Genomic DNA, 17,052 nt, shown 5'->3' on the forward strand with positions numbered 1-17,052 from the left:
CAGAATCAATCCAACATCCGATGAATCTTATCAAACAGCTGCTCCCCATCGCAGCCCTCTCCTCCACGCTGCTCTCTCCCACCCTGACCCACGGGGCGGACAAACCCAACGTGGTGGTGGTCATCACCGATGACCAAGGCTACGGCGACCTGGCCTTCAACGGCAACACGATGATCAAAACACCGAACATCGACAAACTGCGGACCCAAGGCACGCTGCTCGACAACTTCCACGTCGATCCCACCTGCGCTCCCACCCGCTCAGCCTTGATGACCGGTCGCTACTCGAACCGCGTGGGTGTCTGGCACACCGTCCAGGGCCGCAGCATGTTGCGCCGTCGCGAAACCACCATGGCGGATGTGTTTGGTCAAAATGGCTACGCCACCGGAATGTTTGGAAAATGGCACCTCGGCGATTGCTACCCCTATCGTCCGGAAGATCGAGGTTTCCAACACGTCGTTTACCACCAGGCGGGCGGCGTCGGTCAGGCCCCCGATTACTGGGGCAATGATTACTTCGATGACACCTACGTCGTGAATGGCGAGCTGAAGCAGTTTGAAGGGTTTTGCACGGATGTTTGGTTCGACGAAGGGATGAAGTTCATCAAGGAGAACAAGGACAAACCCTTCTTCGCCTACATCGCCACCAATGCACCACACAGCCCGTATTACTGCCCCACGGAATACACCGAGCTCTACGACGATGTGCCCAACGTGCCAAACAGCGCCTTCTACGGCATGATCACCAACATCGATGACAACATGGCCAAGCTCATGAAAATGCTCGATGAGGAAGGCCTCGCTGAGAACACCATCCTGATTTTCATGACCGACAACGGCACTGCGGCCATGGGCTTGAAAGATGGTCGTGGCTACGATGGCAACATGCGCGGCTACAAAAACTCGGAATACGAAGGTGGTCACCGCGTTCCCTTCATCATCCGCTGGCCGAACGGCAAGATCGAAGCCGGCAAATCGATCGAACAACTCACCGCCCACATCGACATCCTCCCGACCTTTATCGAACTCTGCGGACTGGAAACGCCGGAGGTCAAATACGATGGAAGCAGCATCAAAGAACTCCTCTACACCGACGGAGAACAATGGCCGGCACGCACGCTGGTGGTGGAAACCCAGCGGGTGGTCACTCCGGAAAAATGGCGCCACTGCGCAGTCATGACCGATCAATGGCGACTGGTGAACGGCAAGGAACTTTACGACATCCGCAAGGACCCGAAGCAGGCCAATGACATCGCCGCCCAGCACCCTGAAGTGGTTGCCAAACTGCGCGCCGACTACGATGTCTTCTGGAACGACGTTTCCAAGGAACACGATCTCACCAGCTACATGGTCATCGGCTCGGACCACTCGCCACTGGTGGCACTTTCCTCGCACGATTGGCTGATCAACAAGCTCCCGCCATGGCACCAGAACCACATCAGAAACGGCTCGGTCGCTGAGGAGTCCTACTGGGCGATCGAGGTGGAACGCGCCGGCGATTACGAGATCTCGCTGCGCCGCTGGCCGGTGGAAGCGGACAAGGCGATCAACGACGGCACCTACGGCAAAGCATTCGACTACAAACAAGCCCGTCTACGCATCGGCAACATCGATCAGACCCAAGACATCCCAGCCGGAGCGAAGGAAGTGACCTTCAAAGTCCGCTTGGAAAAAGGGATCACCAAGTTTTCGCCACTTTTCATTAGCCCTGACGTAACGGCCACGCCTTACTATGCGTATGTGACTCACCAGCCTAAACCAGGCTGGCAGACACCTCAGGGCATGGGCATCCCCGTCTACGATCCAAGTCACGGACGCATCCCACCTCAAGTCAAAGCCAAGAGAGCGAAAAAGAACGCATCCAAATCCAAATGAAACCAATCCATTTCATCGCCGCCACCCTGATCTCGGCCAGCGCCAGTCAGGCCGCCAGCAAGCCGAATATCGTCTACCTGATGTCGGACGACCAAAGCACCTACAGCCTGGGCTGCTACGGCAACACCGACGTCAAGACCCCGAACATTGACCGACTGGGAGCCGACGGCATCGTTTTCGATCGTCACTACAACACCACCGCCATCTGCATGGCATCGCGTGCCAGTGTGATGACCGGCATGTATGAGTACAAGACCGGCTGCAACTTCTCCCACGGTGACATGCTAACCTCCACCTGGAAGAAATCCTACCCGATTCTGCTGAGAAAAGCCGGCTACAGGACCGCCTTTGCTGGCAAATTCGGCTTCGAGCTCAAGGAGACTCCGGAAGGCGAAAAACTGCCCTTGCCGGCTGAGGATTTTGACATGTGGGGCGGCGGACCGCAGCAGACGCAGTATGCCACCAAGCACAACAAATCCATGGCAGCCTATGCGAAGAAATACCCGCACTCCACCCTCTCCTACGGAGCATTCGGCCGGGATTTCATCGCCAAAGCAGCTCAGGCGGGCAAGCCCTTCTGCCTCTCGATCAGTTTCAAAGCACCTCACAAACCCGCGACCCCCGACCCCAAATTCGACCACGTTTACGCCGGTAAAACGTTCAAGAAACCCGTGAACTACGGACGTGAACACGGTGAACACTTTTCCAAGCAAAGTAAAACGGACCGCCAATATGAGCGTTTCCACAGCTGGAACTATTCCGATCAATACGATCAGGTCATGGCGACCTACCACCAGCAGATCTACGCCATCGACGTGGCCGTCGGCATGATCCGGAAAGCGCTCGATGACCACAAGGTCGCGGATAACACGGTGATCATTTACACCTCGGACAATGGCTTCTTCTGCGGCTCTCACGGTTATGGTTCGAAGGTGCTTCCCTATGAGGAATCGGCAGGCGCCCCGCTGATTGTCTTCGATCCACGTCACAAAAACTCAGGGAAACAACTGCGTTCGAAGGCACTCACTGCGAACATCGACTTCGCCCCAACCATCCTCCAGCTCGCCGGACTTTCGGTGCCTGACAATATGGACGGCGCCAATCTGATGGAACTCTATGACAAACAGGACGCGGAAATCCATCAGTCGATCGCCCTGATCAACGTCTGGGGTCGATACCCCACCCATGCGCTGAGCGTGGTGACCAAGGACATGAAATACATCCACTGGGGATATGCGGCGGAGGGATTCGAAGTCACCGAGGAACTCTATCACATCAGTAAGGATCGCCACGAACTGACCAATCAGGTGCGCAACCCTGAATACTCGACCGCCCTCAACGACCTCCGCAAGGCTTACGACCAACATTTGGCGCATTGGAAAGCGGAAGCGGTTCCCTACAACCGCTACCAACAATACGGCACCGTCTTCGATCGCAAACTACCGTGGGAAGAACGCGCCAAAGCTCTGCACAAGCGGAAGAAAAAAGCCAAGACCAAGTAAACCAGCCAACTCATCAATCCACCAATTCATCCCCCCCATGAAAACCCTCCTCAAATCCTCCTGTGTGCTCTTGCTCAGCTCGCTGACCTGGGCCGTAGCAGCCCCCGATACCACTTCCGACGCCGACCCCAAGACACCAAGGAAAGTCAAAAAACGCACGCCGTATTTAGAAACCGGAGCGGAGAGAAAACTTGATGTGGTGTATAAAAAAGTGGGGAAGAAAGAACTCCAGCTCGACCTCTACTACCCCACCGCCAAGCAGAGCGCCACGCCCCCGGTGATCATCTACACCCACGGTGGAGGATGGGCCGCCGGCAGTCGGCGCGGAATCACCAGCGGGAGATTTGCCAAGGTGTTCACCCAACTTCTGGCCGAGGGCTTCTGCGTCGCCACCGTCGATTATCGGCTCTACAGCAAGGACGGCGATGTCTTGATGCGCGATTGCGTCATCGATAGCAAAGACGCCCTGCGCTACCTCAGCCAACACAGCAAGACGCTGAAAATCGACCCCACCCGCTTCCATGTCATGGGAGATTCCGCAGGTGGCCAGATTGCCCAGATGCTGCTTCTCAGCAAGCCGGAAAGCCTGCCCGGCGATCCATCACTGGCGGAGGCCGATTACCACGTCGTCTCAGGTGTCTCTTGGTATGGACCCTGCGATTTTGAAAAAACGGAGCTGTTCAACCACGACGACCGACCCAATTTCCGCGACCGTTTCGGCCCGCGCATCATCAAGCCTGGCACCGACCCCAAGGAGAAGCTCCAGCTCTACCGCGAGATGAGCCCCATCAATTATCTCAAAAAAGACAGCCCTCCACTGCTGATGATTCAGGGCGATAAGGACACCACCATTCCGGTGAAACATGCTTACTACATGAAGAAAAAAGCAGAGCAACTGCAGGCGCCTGTCGAAATCATGATCATCCAGAACGCCGGCCACAACTGGCGCAAAGTCGACGCCGAGATCGAACCCGGCGTGAACGACATCATCCAGAAAACCGTACAATTCTTCCTCGAGGCCAAACCATCTCACTCCACATCCAAATGAAACCAGCTACGAAACTCCTAACCGCCCTGCTCTGCTGCGCGAGCCCTCTTCTTCATGCCGCGAAACCTAACATCGTCTACGTCATGTGCGATGATCTGGGCTACGGCGACATCCAAATCCTCAACCCGGAGCGGGGAAAAATCGCCACGCCTCACGTGGACAAACTCGCCAAGGCCGGCATGATTTTCACCGATGCCCATTCTGGATCGTCGGTCTGCACCCCTACTCGCTATGGCTTACTAACAGGACGCTACAGCTGGCGCACCCATTTGCAAAAAGGTGTGGTACAAGGCTTCGCCCCCTGCCTCATCGCTCCAAAACGCCCCACGGTGGCCAGTTTTCTCAAGTCGAACGGCTACCACACCGCCATCGTGGGCAAGTGGCACCTCAACTTCCGCTACCAAGACCCGAAATCTGGAGAAAATCTGAAGAGGAAGAAGAAAAAATCCCCGGCACCCGTCGGCAGTAAAATCCCTGACGGCCCGGTGCATCGTGGCTTCGATTACTTTCATGGCTTCCACCACGCTGGCGACATGCAATGTGTGGTCGAGAACGATGAAGTCATCGCCCATGATCCGGAGATCAACATGCTGCCACGCATCAAGGAAAAGGCCGTGGCCTACATCGATGAGCGGGCCAAAACCGACCCCGACCAACCGTTCTTCCTCTACGTTCCCTTCGGATCGCCACACACCCCCATCCTGCCCACCAAAGCATGGCAGGGAAAAAGCGGACTGGGTGCCTACGCGGACTTTGTCATGGAAACGGATGATGCCTTCGGTGCCATCCTAACAGCGCTCGATCGAAATGGCTTCGCCGATAACACCCTGGTGATTTTCACCTCCGACAACGGCTGCTCCAAGGCCGCGAAAATCCCCGACCTTCAGAAGCAGGGTCACTTCCCCAGCGCCCACCTGCGTGGCTCGAAGGCAGACATCTGGGACGGCGGTCACCGAGTGCCGTTCATCGCCCGCTGGCCTGGGAAGATCAAGGCAGCCAGCACCAGCGATCAGTTGCTCTGCATGACTGATGTCTTTGCCACTTGCGCAGACCTGTTAGGCAAAGAGTTACCTGCTGACTCAGCCGAGGACAGTGTCAGTTTCCTCCCTGCCTTCAAGGGGGAAGCCATCAGCTCCACGCGTGAAGGAGTCGTCCACCACTCGATCAGCGGTCACTTTGCTTACCGGATGGGCAAATGGAAACTCTGCTTGGCGAAAGCCTCTGGTGGCTGGTCCGCCCCGAAAGAAAACCAAGCGCCGCAAGGCAGCCCGAAAGGACAGCTCTACGACATGGACGCGGACCCTGGGGAAACAAACAACCTCTACACCTCCAAGCCGGAGGTCGTCCAACAGCTTCTCAAGCAGCTGACCGTTGATGTCACCAGCGGTCGCAGTACCAACGGGCCGAAGTCAGACAATGATTTCGAACCCATCAAACTCTGGAAAACCAAAAAGAAGTAACGCCCAGTTCTCACCCAATCGATCATGCCAGGCCTACTGCATCGACTCTCGCTTCTGGGAGGCATTGCCGCACTTTTCCTCCTCCCCGCGCAGGCGGAAAAGCGCCCCAATGTCATCCTGATCATGACCGATGACCAAGGCTACGGTGACATCGGTGCCCACGGAAACCCGCAGCTAAAAACGCCGGCACTGGATCAACTCCATGCGGAGTCGCTGCGCTTGACCAATTTCCACTCCAGCCCCTTCTGCACGCCCACGCGGGCCGCGCTGATGACGGGTCGGTTCCCCGCACGCACCGGTGCTTACCGCACCAGTTCCGGACGCACCATGATGCACACCGATGAGAGAACCATCGGCCATGTCTTCGCAGAAAATGGTTACGCCACCGGCATGGTGGGCAAATGGCACTTGGGCGATAACGCACCGCACCGCCCCCAGGACCGTGGCTTCCAGGATGTCGTTTGGCACCGCTGCGGCGGCATCGGTCAGGCATCGGACTACTGGGGCAACGATTACTTCGACGATACCTACGAGCGCAACGGCAAGTTCGAAAAGTTCGAGGGATACTGCACCGATGTTTGGTTCGAGGAGGCGAAGCGCTTCATCCGTGAGCGTAAAGACGAGGCATTCTTCCTCTACCTTGCCCTCAACGCACCGCACGGCCCTTATTTCGTGCCTGAGCAATGGGCCGCTCCTTATAAGAACCATCCAGCGACCAAAGCCTTTGCCAATTTTTACGGCATGATCGCCAACATCGATCACAACGTGGACTTGCTGCGCAAGGAGTTAGACCGACTGGAACTCAGTGAAAATACCATCTTGATTTTCATGACCGATAACGGCACCGCCGCGGGTGCCAAATTCAAGGGGCTCGACTCCGAGGCCGTCAAGGGATTCAACGCAGGCATGCGCGGTAAAAAATCTTCCATCTACGAGGGTGGGCACCGTGTTCCGTTTTTCATCCATTGGCCGAAAGGTGGACTGGAAGGAGGCCGCGACATCTCCGCGCTAACAGCCCACATCGATGTGCTGCCAACGCTCGCCGCCCTCTGTGGCATCGAGCTTCAGGAGTCGCACCAGCCCGATGGTATTTCCTTCGACAATCTCTTGAAAGACCCTCAAGCTACACCACGCCGTGATCACCTGGTCGTCCAGTTCCAAGGCGGGGCCTATTTCAATGCCCAGCCACAGAAGTGGCAAGACAGCTGTGTGGTGAAAGACCGCTGGCGCCTGATCAATGGCAAAGAGCTCTATGATCTGGAGGCCGACCTCGCCCAGCGCAATGACGTCGCTGCCGAGCACCCGGAAGTGCTTGCCGAGCTACGGGCACTCTACACCCCATTCTGGAAATCTGTCGCCCCGCGCATGACGCCGGTCTCGATCGATCTCGGCAACCCGACCGATAACCCCACCGTGCTGTGCTCGCAGGATTGGTACATGGCCAAGGGCAATCCACCGTGGAATTTCCGCCACATCCAAAAACTTCCGCGCGTCACCGGACCATGGATGGTGGATGTCAAAAAGGCAGGAATCTACCGCATCACCCTGCGCCAGCTGCCCAAGGAGGCCAAGGCGACCGTCAATGCCGTGCGAGCACGTCTGACGATTGCCGGCATCGAAAAAGAGGCCGTCGTCGAAAAAGGCAGCCGGGGCGTTGTCTTCGAACTCAGCCTCCCTGCCGGCAAAACCCAACTCACCACCTACCTGTATGATGCGCAGGGCAAAGCTGGTGGCGCCTATTTCACCGAAGTCGAAGCTCTCTAACTCCAACCCTACAAGCCTATGAAAACCCCTCAAAAAAACATCGCTCGCATCGTCGGTGCGATCCTCACCCTGCCGCTTCTGTGCACTCATGTGGTCGCTCAGGAAAAACCCAACATCGTCGTGGTGCTTGCCGACGACATGGGTTGGGGCGACTCCGAAACCTACGGTCACAAACTGATCAAGACCCCCAACATGAACCGGATGGCGGCCGAGGGCGTGAAGTTCAATCAGTTCTACTCCGCCTGCGGTGTCTGCTCACCGTCAAGGTCCGCAATCCTCACAGGCCGCACACCCTACCGCAATGGCGTCTGGCGACACCTGTCCGGCGTGCATGAAGCCCATCTGCGCGCCAGCGAGATCACATATCCGGAGCTGCTGAAAAAAGAAGGCTACGAGACCTGCCACGTTGGAAAATGGCATCTGCTCTCGAGGCAGCAGTTCAACAAACCCGAATTCCCGCAACCTGGCGACCATGGATACGACCACTGGATGTACACGCAGAACAACGCGGTCCCCAGCCACAAGAACCCTAACAATTTCGTCTTAAACGGCAAACCTGTGGGACCGACCGAAGGCTACTCCGCCCAACTGGTCGCCGCCGAAGCAAACCGATGGCTGAAAGACATCCGCAATCCTAAAAAGCCCTTTCTGATGTCCGTCTGGTTCCACGAACCCCACTCACCTATCGCCACCGATTCCAGGTTTCAAGAGCTCTACAAAGACCACAAAAACAGCAAATATATGGGCAACATCACCCAGCTGGATCATGCTCTCGGCATGGTGTTAGATGCCTTGGAAGAACAAGGTGTCAGCGATAACACCCTGGTCTTCTTCACCTCCGACAATGGTCCGGTGCCAGCCTACGGCGGCACCACAGGAGGCCTGCGCGGCAACAAACGCAGTGAGTATGAAGGCGGCATCCGCGTGCCTGGGCTGGTGCGTTGGCCCGGAAAAATCAAACCCGGCACCGTGAGTGATGTTCCCGTCGTGGGCACCGACATCTTTTCCACCGTGCTCGATATCGTGGGAGTTCCCCTCCCGGACAACCGCACCATCGATGGCGTCAGCATGGTCCCCGCCTTCGCCGGCAAACCGGTCGAGCGCAAGATCCCGCTATTCTGGCGCACCCACGTTTCCGCGCCCCAAGCACGGGTCGCCATGCGCATCGGCGATTGGAAAATCGTCGGCGACGAAACCCTCACCAAGTTCCAGCTCTTCGAGGTTCAGAAAGATTGGAAGGAAGAGCATGACCTCGCCGCGAAAATGCCGGAGAAAACCGAGAAGATGAAAAAGAAACTACTCGCCGTCTGGGCCGACATCAAAGAGGAAGGCCCCAACGAATGGTGGGAAAACGCACGCCAAAAACCCGTCAAAGGCGGAACGATCAACTACTAAACGCCACGACCGATGATCCGTAAAACCGCCCTCGTCATCAGCCTGCTGAGCGCCACACTCACCCTGGCGGCCACCGCGGAGAACCGACTCCCGGAGTTTAGCTGGGACACCGTGCCGCGCTACATGCACGTGCGGAAATACACCGCCTTCACCCCGGACGAGATCAAGTATCTCGCCAAGTTCCCACTGATCACGTTGGAAAAAACCACCGGGTCGCGAGACTCCGGCAGCACTGAGGCAGGCACCCTGAAAGCGGCGAAGGCGATTAAGCAGGTGAACCCTGACAGCAAGATCCTTTACTACCGAAATATCATCGTGCACTACGGCTCCTACGCCGCCGATTCCCAGCTGAAAAAAATCGATCAACCGTTTTTGAGCGACCCACAAGGCGGCACCAATCTGGTGCGCGGCAAAGTCCCAGCCTACGATCTCACCCAGCCCAAGGTCCAGCAATGGTGGCTCGATCACGCCCGCGAGGTTTGTGCCTCTGACTCCATCGACGGCCTCTTTGTCGATGGCAATATCAAGGCGCTCGAGGAACGTTACCTGCTGCGCCAGATTGGCAAGGACAAGCGCAGCGCACTCACTGCGGCCTATCACCAGATGATGAAGCAGCTGCCGGAAAAGTTAGGCAAGGACAAGCTGGTGATCGCCAACATCATCCGAGCACGCTTCCCCCGTGCGGGTGTCGAGTATCTCGATTATTTTGACGGCTCATACATCGAAGGATTTGAGCACGCTGTCGGGCGCAGCAAGCGCGAGGACTACATGGCCAAGGGGATCGCCGCCATCCAGAAAGCCGCCCGCAGCGGCAAGATCATCGCATTCACCATCGGCCTCGGTCCCTACACAGACACCGACATGGATGCGCAAAAGGCGAAGACATCGAACAAAACATTCAAATCGGCCCACGATCGCTTTCTCTATACCTTGGCGCTGTTCCTCGTTTGCGCGGAACCACATAGCTACTTCATGCTCGCGGATGGTTACGGTGTGGACAATGGTCGCAGCAGGCTCTGGATGAAGGACTACCCCGAATATTCCTACCCTCTCGGTGCGCCGAAAGGCCCCGCGCAGCGTGACGGCTACAGCTACCGTCGCGACTTCGAACACGCATCGGTCACAGTCGATATCGAATCCGAAACGGCTGAGATTCTCTGGAAAAAGAAACCCAAGCCGTCATCGCAGCGATAAGAAATCAGTTGCCGTAGATCTCGATTTCGTGGATCGACCAAAATAAGTTTTTGATCTTACCGGTCTGAGTGATCCTCACAAATCGCCCCTTGGTGCCTGCCGGCAGAGAGATGTTAGTGATGGGATTTTTTCCAGTGCCGCTGGCCAGCGCTTGACTCCATTGGCGACCGTTCGCCGAGACCTGCACCTGATAGCCACGTGGAAAATCTCGGGCGGACCTTTGCGAGTCGAGCACAATGGCATCGAGTTCGGTTTCCTTGGGAAACTCAATCTGAATCCACATGCCGGGTTCTTGCCCCGCTCCTGTGGTGTAGCGGCTTTTGGGGTTGCCATCGACGGCGAGCTTAAGGTCCTTGCTTTTGTGGCTGGCGCTCAGTTTCCACTTCTTCTTGTTCGTCAGCGGTTGTGGTTCGAGGGCTTCCAGCTCTTTTTGCGTCCATGGCTTTTTCCTCGACGAGTGCTCTTTGCGCAGAACGGCGACGTTTTCGGCACGGACAAAGTCCGCCTGATTGCCGAAGCTGTTGCGGATGTAGTTGGCCACATCGGCAATCCATAGGTCGTCATTGTTCGCCATCGCCACCATCAACCCTTCATATTCACGACCATCCAAGTCGCCGGTCAGTCCGTGCAGTAGCGTGCGGATGGTGCTCTCCCCGCCACGACCTAACACCCGTGCTGAACCGACAAACGACGGGGCTAACTTCTCACCTTCCTGACCTGGCATCGGAGTGCCTTTGCCGTCGTTCCCGTGGCATGAGAAACACAACTGCTGATAGATCACCTTGCCCCGCTTCATACTTTTGGAGAAGGCAGCTCCGAGTTTCTTTTGTTTCAACTCGGCCTGCTTATCGGCGAATTCGGAACGCTGCGCTTGCGCCAGGGCGGAGATGGTTTCGTTGTCTTGGAAGTGCTCGGCAATCTTGTCACGGAACCCTAACAAAACTGGTGAGACCGTTCCACTGGTGTTGATGGAGTTGAATGTTTGAATCACCATCTCGATATCCGACTTCATCGCAGGAGAGCTGGTCAGGGCCTTGATGACTTCGGGTTTTTCACTGAGTAAATAGGGCTCGGCACAACGCACGGCAGAGCTTCGCACCAGGGACGATGTATCCTTGAGGGCGGTGACAACGTTCTCTGGGCTCAGTTTTCCCATGCCCTCCAGCGTCCACAGAGCATGCAACCGACCCAGATCGCTCTGGCCATCAGAGAGCAGCTTTTCCAGGGCTGGAACCACACTTTCTCGGTCGGAGCGCAGGATGATCAGCTTCTGCGCGGTATCGCGCCACCAGCCGTTCGGGTGAGAAAGATGCGCGACCAGCTCGGCCGTGCTTTCTTCTAACATGCGAGGTTGACGATCCGGCTTATAGGAATCGTGAACCAGTTGGTAGAGCCGTCCTTTGCCAATATTTTTATCCAGCCCCCACTTGTCAATGATACCACGCAGGTAGCTTTTCGGTCGTGTCCAATTCCCCTGCTGGATGATGCCCCGGTGCATATCGAGGATCATCAGGGCTCCATCCGGAGAAGTCGCCGTCCACACCGGGCGGAAATTGATATCGCGTGAGCGGATGAACTCTGACTTCGGGTGGACATTTCTCAGCACGCTTTTGCCGTTCTCACGGTCCACTTCCACCTGGCGAATCAAGCGACCGACTGGCTCGGGGATCAACAAGTCGCCCTTGAGATCAGCCGGCAAGCGATCGCCCCGGTAAATGCTCTGCCCGGCGACACCGGTGAAGTTGTTCAGTCCCCCATTCGGTCCAACGCGGCGTTTCCCACCCTGCACATCGGGCACTTCCGCGATCGGATACACGGTGCGGAAGCCGGGTTCTTCTTGACCACTCAAGTTCAGCGCGCCGTAAGCGATCGGTTGCTGAAAATAAAGTGCCGGTTTTTCGCCTCCGGCGGTCGAGTAGTACAAACGTCCGGCGTCGTCTTGGCTGAGCCCCCACTGGCCACCACCACGTGGCAGTTTCTGCACCTCTAACTTGCCATCGGTGAAGCGGTAGCGCTTGGCCTCGTAGGTGAGATAGATCCAGTTATCCAGATTCCACACCAGGCCGCTCGGTTGGTGTTCCATATTCCCACCACGCCGGCCGCCTTCGTAGATTTTGACTTTTTCATCCGCAACCCCATCGCCATCTGTGTCGCGATAGTTCCAGAGATCGAGCGTATCGGTAACACCCACCATCACGCGGTCATCGAGTGGCAGCACCATCCGGGGCAATTTCAAGTTATCAATGAACACGCTGTGTTGGTCGTAAACTCCGTCGCCATCGGTATCTTCGTGACGGGAGATTAGGCTCTCTGGTTTCTTTTCGCCCGTAGCATCCGCATCTTGCATGTAGGTGCGCATCTGCACCACATAGAGCACGCCATTGCCATCCCATGCCATCGCGACCGGTTCATGAATGTGGGGCTCGCTGAGCACGAGCTCCAGGCGATATCCATCCTTCAGTTCAATGGATTTCAGCGCCTCATCTTTTGATAGAAACCCTTTCTGATAGATCTTATCTCCAGGTTCGGCGGTCAAAGGGCTGATGCATAGGAGCGATAGAGCTAAAAAGCTCAGTTTGGTTTTGCGGTGAGTGGGGGCTAATGAGTTCATGATAAAATCTGGCGACAGGCATCCCCACCAGAACATCGTTGTGATAACAATGAGAATACCAGTTTTGGAGGTATCTTAAACCTCGGTAATTCCCTGTATGTGTCAAGAGCTCAGTCTGGCTTACCATGTTGCCCCATGCGCTTGGTAGAACACTCTAACTGTGACACATTTAACCCTTGTATTGAGATCGCCTCCGCCCGATTTTATACCTCTCATTATCGGCGAATTGCCGCATGTTTATTATCTCATCCTACATCTCTCATGAACCGACTCAAGCGTCTACCATTCAACTCAAAAACTCGATGCCTGCTCGCCTGTGGCGCCCTGATTCCTCTGGCCCACGCGCAGTCCACTTGGAGCATCGACAGCCAGGCCGAATGGCAGTCGGCCACCGCCCAGCAAAACAACCTCGAGTTCAAGGACGGTATGGCCACCCCCACGGCAAAAACAGCCACCTTCCTCAGCAAGCTGAAAACTTTCGATACCAAGCAATCCGCCAGCTCCTTGGTGATTTCGCAGTCGCCTGTTTGGGAAAATTGGGAACCGACCACTAACATCGGCCCGACCAACCTCAGAGACGCCCCCGTTTTCCTCAGTCTTGGCCCAGACAATTACTGGATGTTCGGTCGCTATGGTGGAGCCACCAAGAAAGCGGCAAAAAAAGGAAAAAGCACCACCGCTCCTGCCCCATTCGAAGCGAAGGCGGCCGAGCTCGAAGGTTTCGATATCCCTCTGCAAACCACCCCCTTTGCCAATCAGTTCAACGCCCCCGGCGGATTGAAGCCAGGCCAGGGCGGATACCACGCATGGCAAAGCCGCGATATGAAAAATTGGGTGCACCACGGGCCGATCACCAACCAAAAGGCGAAGTGGATGACCACCGCGGAATTCGTCGATGGCAAAGCGTATTTCTACTACGATTACCCGAACGATCAGGACCCGCACCTGTTTATCGATGCCGATCTCACCGATGGCGAAATTGGCAAAGACATGGGCTTGGCCTTTGATGATCCCACGGACGGTTCCGACTGTGCATTCATCCGCGATCTGGAAGGAAACTTCCACGTCATCGCGGAGGACTGGAGCCCGATCAAGGCCAAAACCCACGCGTGGGACTCACCGCTCGCCACTCACGCGGTCAGCCCGGACGGCATCAAGGACTTCAAGATTCTCGCTCCCCCTGTCGATCACCGCACCGAGCCCACCGGCAAGAAGGCCACTTACAAACATCCGCATTGGAAAAAGGAACATCCTGAGAAATTCCCCACCGGCATAGCTGAGTATGAAATCCACGAACCGGAACAAAATGCCTACGGCGACTGGGCTGCGATCTCCATCGGCGGCCAATACTACCTCTTCGCGGACTACGATCCTGCCGGCGGCCACCAGATGAGTGTCGGTCGCTTCACCTCCTCCGACATCAACGGTCCCTACACCTGGTGTGGCCATTTGGGGAAAGGTCACCCCGATCCGGATGTCATGTTTGCCGAAGGGAAATTCTGGCTCGCTACCCAACAGAAAAGCGACTTCGTCAGCCCTGGCCCCTGGGTGGAATCTGTCGAGGTGCGCGTCGGTGTGGATACCGACAACGATGGTAAAAGCGACCAGTGGAGCAAGTGGCAAACAGTCAAGGAGAGCTACGATTACACCCCAGGCTTTGCCAAACAGATCGCCAAGAAACCTGCAGCTTTGGATCTCTCCGACTTAGCGGATGGTTACGGGTTTCAATTTGAAATCAAACTCAGCGACAGCACGGAAAATGCCTCCAAGCCGATCTTGGACAAGGTGGAGTTGAGTTTCTCCAAGTGAGCCTAACCCCGCCCTAACCGATTGTGCCCACCTTATTGCTATTCTCTGTGACCGCACGCTTCCGGGCGGCGGTCGCTGCAGCCCTCTTCCATGGCGTCCTATTCGCCTCGGCAACCGCTGCCACCTACTACGTTTCCCCCGATGGAAACGACAGCCATTCCGGCAAGTCGGAAGCCCAGGCGTGGAAGAAGGTGCAGAATGCGGTCGACCAAATGAGCGCCGGCGACACCTTGGTTGTGTTAGAGGGTATTTACACCGGCAGGCTGAAGATCAAATCGGGTATCACCATCAAGGCGAAGAACCCGCGCCAAGTCATCTTCAGCGGTGCGGAGCCCCTGACTGCACCTTTTGAAAAACACGCGGGAAACATCTACAAAACCCAAGTCAATACGGAGGTGAAGCAGCTGTTCCACCAGATGAAACCGATGACTTGGGCCACTTGGCCGAACATCCAATGGTCGGAAAACTGGGACGCTGACAAGAAGTGGCTGCAGGCCTCCACGGGCACCGGACCGGGTGTATTGAAATCGGAGGCGTTCCGTCAAATTCAAGACCTTGATCTCACAGGTGCCTACTGTTTTTTACGTTACTCCAAAGGCAACAGCTGTTTCAGCAGAAGGGTCAAATCCTTCGATGGCAGCACCCTGCACTGGGATGATCAGGATTTCTACTCGGTGCGCTTCACCGGTGAAGACGGCCGCAAGGGGTCGCCAGCGGCCATCAAGAAGGGCAAGGCGAAGCCAAATGTGCGCGCCAAGTTTTTCATCTCCGGCGCACTGGATTTACTCGATCACGATGGCGAATGGTTTGCCCATGACGGGACGCTCTATTTCCAATCGCCCGATGGCAAAGCCCCCCACCCGTCCGACGTGTGGGTCAAGACCAGCGACTACGCGCTCTACGAAACCGAAGCACTGCGTCAGGTGTCGATCGAGGGCATCGATTTCTTTGCCACTTCGGTGAAGTTATCGCACCCCGAGAACCGCGAGATCAGCTTTGCCAACTGCCACTTCAACTACATCAGCTCCGAGCTACTCTTCGTCGATAACGTGCGTGGCCCGCTCGCGGACAAGCCCATCGAAGTCCACGGCAACTCGCTCCGCTTGACCCGCTGCCTGTTCGCCGGAGCCCAGAACACCGGGCTGAAATTGGTCGGTTCCGAGATCTCAGTGAGCCATTCGGTCTTTGCGGAAAACAATCGCCACGCCACCTTTGCGGGTCGAGCTCTCGCGCTCCATCCCAGCGGCACGTTTTCGATCCTGCGGAATACCTTTTTCAACAATTGCTCGGACGCCATTCTCATCACTCCCAATGCCACCTATCGGGAATCCACGCCACCTCAGATCGCCTATAATCACATCTTCAATGCCGGCATTTACAACAGTGATGTCTCGGGCGTCTACATGCCGAACCTTTCCCAGCATTACACCGAGTTCCACCACAACTGGGTGCACAATGTGAAGGGCAATGGTTTGCGACTCGATCAGGCTGGCGAAAAACTTAGCGTGCACCACAACGTCTTCTGGGCGTCGAAACGCGGCATGAACATCGAGGGCTTTGGCAATTTCAACATCTACAACAACACCTCCGTGCACAACCACGAGCCGTGCATGATCACCCGCAATGTGGTGGCGAAGAGAAAAGGCACCGGCGATGCCTACGTCAGCAACGACACCTCCTTCCCCCCGATCACCGACTGGAATGTGCTGAACAATCTCGTGCAGCACTTTGTCGATCGAGTCGGCCCCAGCGAGAAAGGCCCGTTTGCGGAGTCGAAGGCCCAGGGAAAACTGCACCCCGAACGAGCCAAAAGCATCGCACTGCCGGTGCAAGATCGAGGAGCTGTCCGAGGCAACCTCACCGGCTTCAAGCTGGATATCTTTGCCAATGGTTCCCTCGACCAGCTCAATCTCATCCCCACCGACCCGGCCGTCAAACATGAAGTCGCTCCCACGCCGGCGCTGAAAAAACAGCAGGTCAACGATCTCGATCCATTCCGTGGTGCCTACGATGTCGGCGATCTAGGTTGGGCAGTCGGCAGCGGGTGGATGCCCTACGGCTTGCCACATCCCACCACGATGGCCGAGGCGGAAAAATGGGCCAAAACCTACCATCAACTCTCCGTCGTCCCGCAGGTGGCCGAGGCCAAGCTGCCGCTGGAAAAACTGAGCCCCGCCCCCTTTGTCGCCCCTCCGGTGGATCTCCCCGAACGTCCGGCCAAGAAGCCGAAAAAGGCCAGGGCGAAGAAGTGATCCGCTCTGCGGTTAGGGGCATGCCGCCGCAGCTTGGCAGGTTGTTTTTTGTCCCCTCCGAGTTCAAGATAAGCGATTCCATCGACTGAAATCGCTGGTGAAATCGTGGCAATCGTGAAACGTTCTAGGCCATCGTTCCATAT

Annotated in this window: 10 protein-coding genes; 9 read left to right on the forward strand and 1 reads right to left on the reverse strand. The window is 56.4% G+C overall.

The features are described from left to right. Positions 1 to 20: 20 nt before the first annotated feature. The 7 genes from JO972_RS12805 to JO972_RS12835 are packed head-to-tail and all read left to right on the forward strand — an operon-like array spanning position 21 to position 10,237. Complete coding sequence (locus JO972_RS12805; protein ID WP_309490459.1) at positions 21 to 1,874, forward strand: arylsulfatase; 1,854 nt, start codon at positions 21 to 23, stop codon at positions 1,872 to 1,874. Continuing rightward, positions 1,871 to 3,376: a sulfatase family protein gene (locus JO972_RS12810; RefSeq protein ID WP_309490460.1), complete on the forward strand. Its 1,506-nt coding sequence runs from the start codon at positions 1,871 to 1,873 to the stop codon at positions 3,374 to 3,376. Before JO972_RS12805 ends, JO972_RS12810 begins: the two co-directional genes overlap by 4 nt. 37 nt (positions 3,377 to 3,413) lie before the next feature. Further along, positions 3,414 to 4,424: a prolyl oligopeptidase family serine peptidase gene (locus JO972_RS12815; protein ID WP_309490461.1), complete on the forward strand. Its 1,011-nt coding sequence runs from the start codon at positions 3,414 to 3,416 to the stop codon at positions 4,422 to 4,424. Continuing rightward, complete coding sequence (locus JO972_RS12820; RefSeq protein WP_309490462.1) at positions 4,421 to 5,884, forward strand: sulfatase family protein; 1,464 nt, start codon at positions 4,421 to 4,423, stop codon at positions 5,882 to 5,884. Before JO972_RS12815 ends, JO972_RS12820 begins: the two co-directional genes overlap by 4 nt. Before the next feature lie 24 nt (positions 5,885 to 5,908). After that, positions 5,909 to 7,648 (forward strand): arylsulfatase, encoded by a 1,740-nt coding sequence (locus JO972_RS12825; RefSeq protein WP_309490463.1) that lies wholly within the window; start codon positions 5,909 to 5,911, stop codon positions 7,646 to 7,648. An 18-nt stretch (positions 7,649 to 7,666) separates the two neighbouring features. Further along, positions 7,667 to 9,043 carry a sulfatase-like hydrolase/transferase gene (locus JO972_RS12830; protein WP_309490464.1) on the forward strand — a complete coding sequence of 459 codons (1,377 nt, stop codon included), beginning with the start codon at positions 7,667 to 7,669 and terminating at the stop codon, positions 9,041 to 9,043. Between the two features lie 12 nt (positions 9,044 to 9,055). Next, positions 9,056 to 10,237 carry a putative glycoside hydrolase gene (locus JO972_RS12835; protein ID WP_309490465.1) on the forward strand — a complete coding sequence of 394 codons (1,182 nt, stop codon included), beginning with the start codon at positions 9,056 to 9,058 and terminating at the stop codon, positions 10,235 to 10,237. Between the two features lie 4 nt (positions 10,238 to 10,241). On the opposite strand, the gene JO972_RS12840 is transcribed toward JO972_RS12835, so the two are convergent. After that, positions 10,242 to 12,848, reverse strand: a complete 2,607-nt coding sequence (locus tag JO972_RS12840) for a DUF7133 domain-containing protein (protein WP_309490466.1) — start codon at positions 12,846 to 12,848, stop codon at positions 10,242 to 10,244. A 261-nt stretch (positions 12,849 to 13,109) separates the two neighbouring features. Between JO972_RS12840 and JO972_RS12845 the strand changes: the two genes are divergently transcribed. Beyond that, positions 13,110 to 14,657, forward strand: a complete 1,548-nt coding sequence (locus JO972_RS12845) for a hypothetical protein (RefSeq protein ID WP_309490467.1) — start codon at positions 13,110 to 13,112, stop codon at positions 14,655 to 14,657. 47 nt (positions 14,658 to 14,704) lie between these two features. Beyond that, positions 14,705 to 16,909, forward strand: a complete 2,205-nt coding sequence (locus JO972_RS12850) for a right-handed parallel beta-helix repeat-containing protein (RefSeq protein ID WP_309490468.1) — start codon at positions 14,705 to 14,707, stop codon at positions 16,907 to 16,909. The last annotated feature ends 143 nt before the right edge of the window (positions 16,910 to 17,052 follow it).

Source organism: Oceaniferula flava, assembly GCF_016811075.1.
Classification (GTDB): Bacteria; Verrucomicrobiota; Verrucomicrobiia; order Verrucomicrobiales; family Akkermansiaceae; genus Oceaniferula; species Oceaniferula flava.

Excerpts from the sequence above, each read along its gene's own strand:
- JO972_RS12845 (WP_309490467.1), top strand. The coding sequence starts at position 13,110 with ATGAACCGACTCAAGCGTCTACCATTCAACTCAAAAACTCGATGCCTG.
- JO972_RS12830 (WP_309490464.1), top strand. The coding sequence starts at position 7,667 with ATGAAAACCCCTCAAAAAAACATCGCTCGCATCGTCGGTGCGATCCTC.
- JO972_RS12825 (WP_309490463.1), top strand. The coding sequence starts at position 5,909 with ATGCCAGGCCTACTGCATCGACTCTCGCTTCTGGGAGGCATTGCCGCA.
- JO972_RS12820 (WP_309490462.1), top strand. The coding sequence starts at position 4,421 with ATGAAACCAGCTACGAAACTCCTAACCGCCCTGCTCTGCTGCGCGAGC.
- JO972_RS12810 (WP_309490460.1), top strand. The coding sequence starts at position 1,871 with ATGAAACCAATCCATTTCATCGCCGCCACCCTGATCTCGGCCAGCGCC.
- JO972_RS12805 (WP_309490459.1), top strand. The coding sequence starts at position 21 with ATGAATCTTATCAAACAGCTGCTCCCCATCGCAGCCCTCTCCTCCACG.
- JO972_RS12840 (WP_309490466.1), bottom strand. The coding sequence starts at position 12,848 with ATGAACTCATTAGCCCCCACTCACCGCAAAACCAAACTGAGCTTTTTA.
- JO972_RS12835 (WP_309490465.1), top strand. The coding sequence starts at position 9,056 with ATGATCCGTAAAACCGCCCTCGTCATCAGCCTGCTGAGCGCCACACTC.
- JO972_RS12815 (WP_309490461.1), top strand. The coding sequence starts at position 3,414 with ATGAAAACCCTCCTCAAATCCTCCTGTGTGCTCTTGCTCAGCTCGCTG.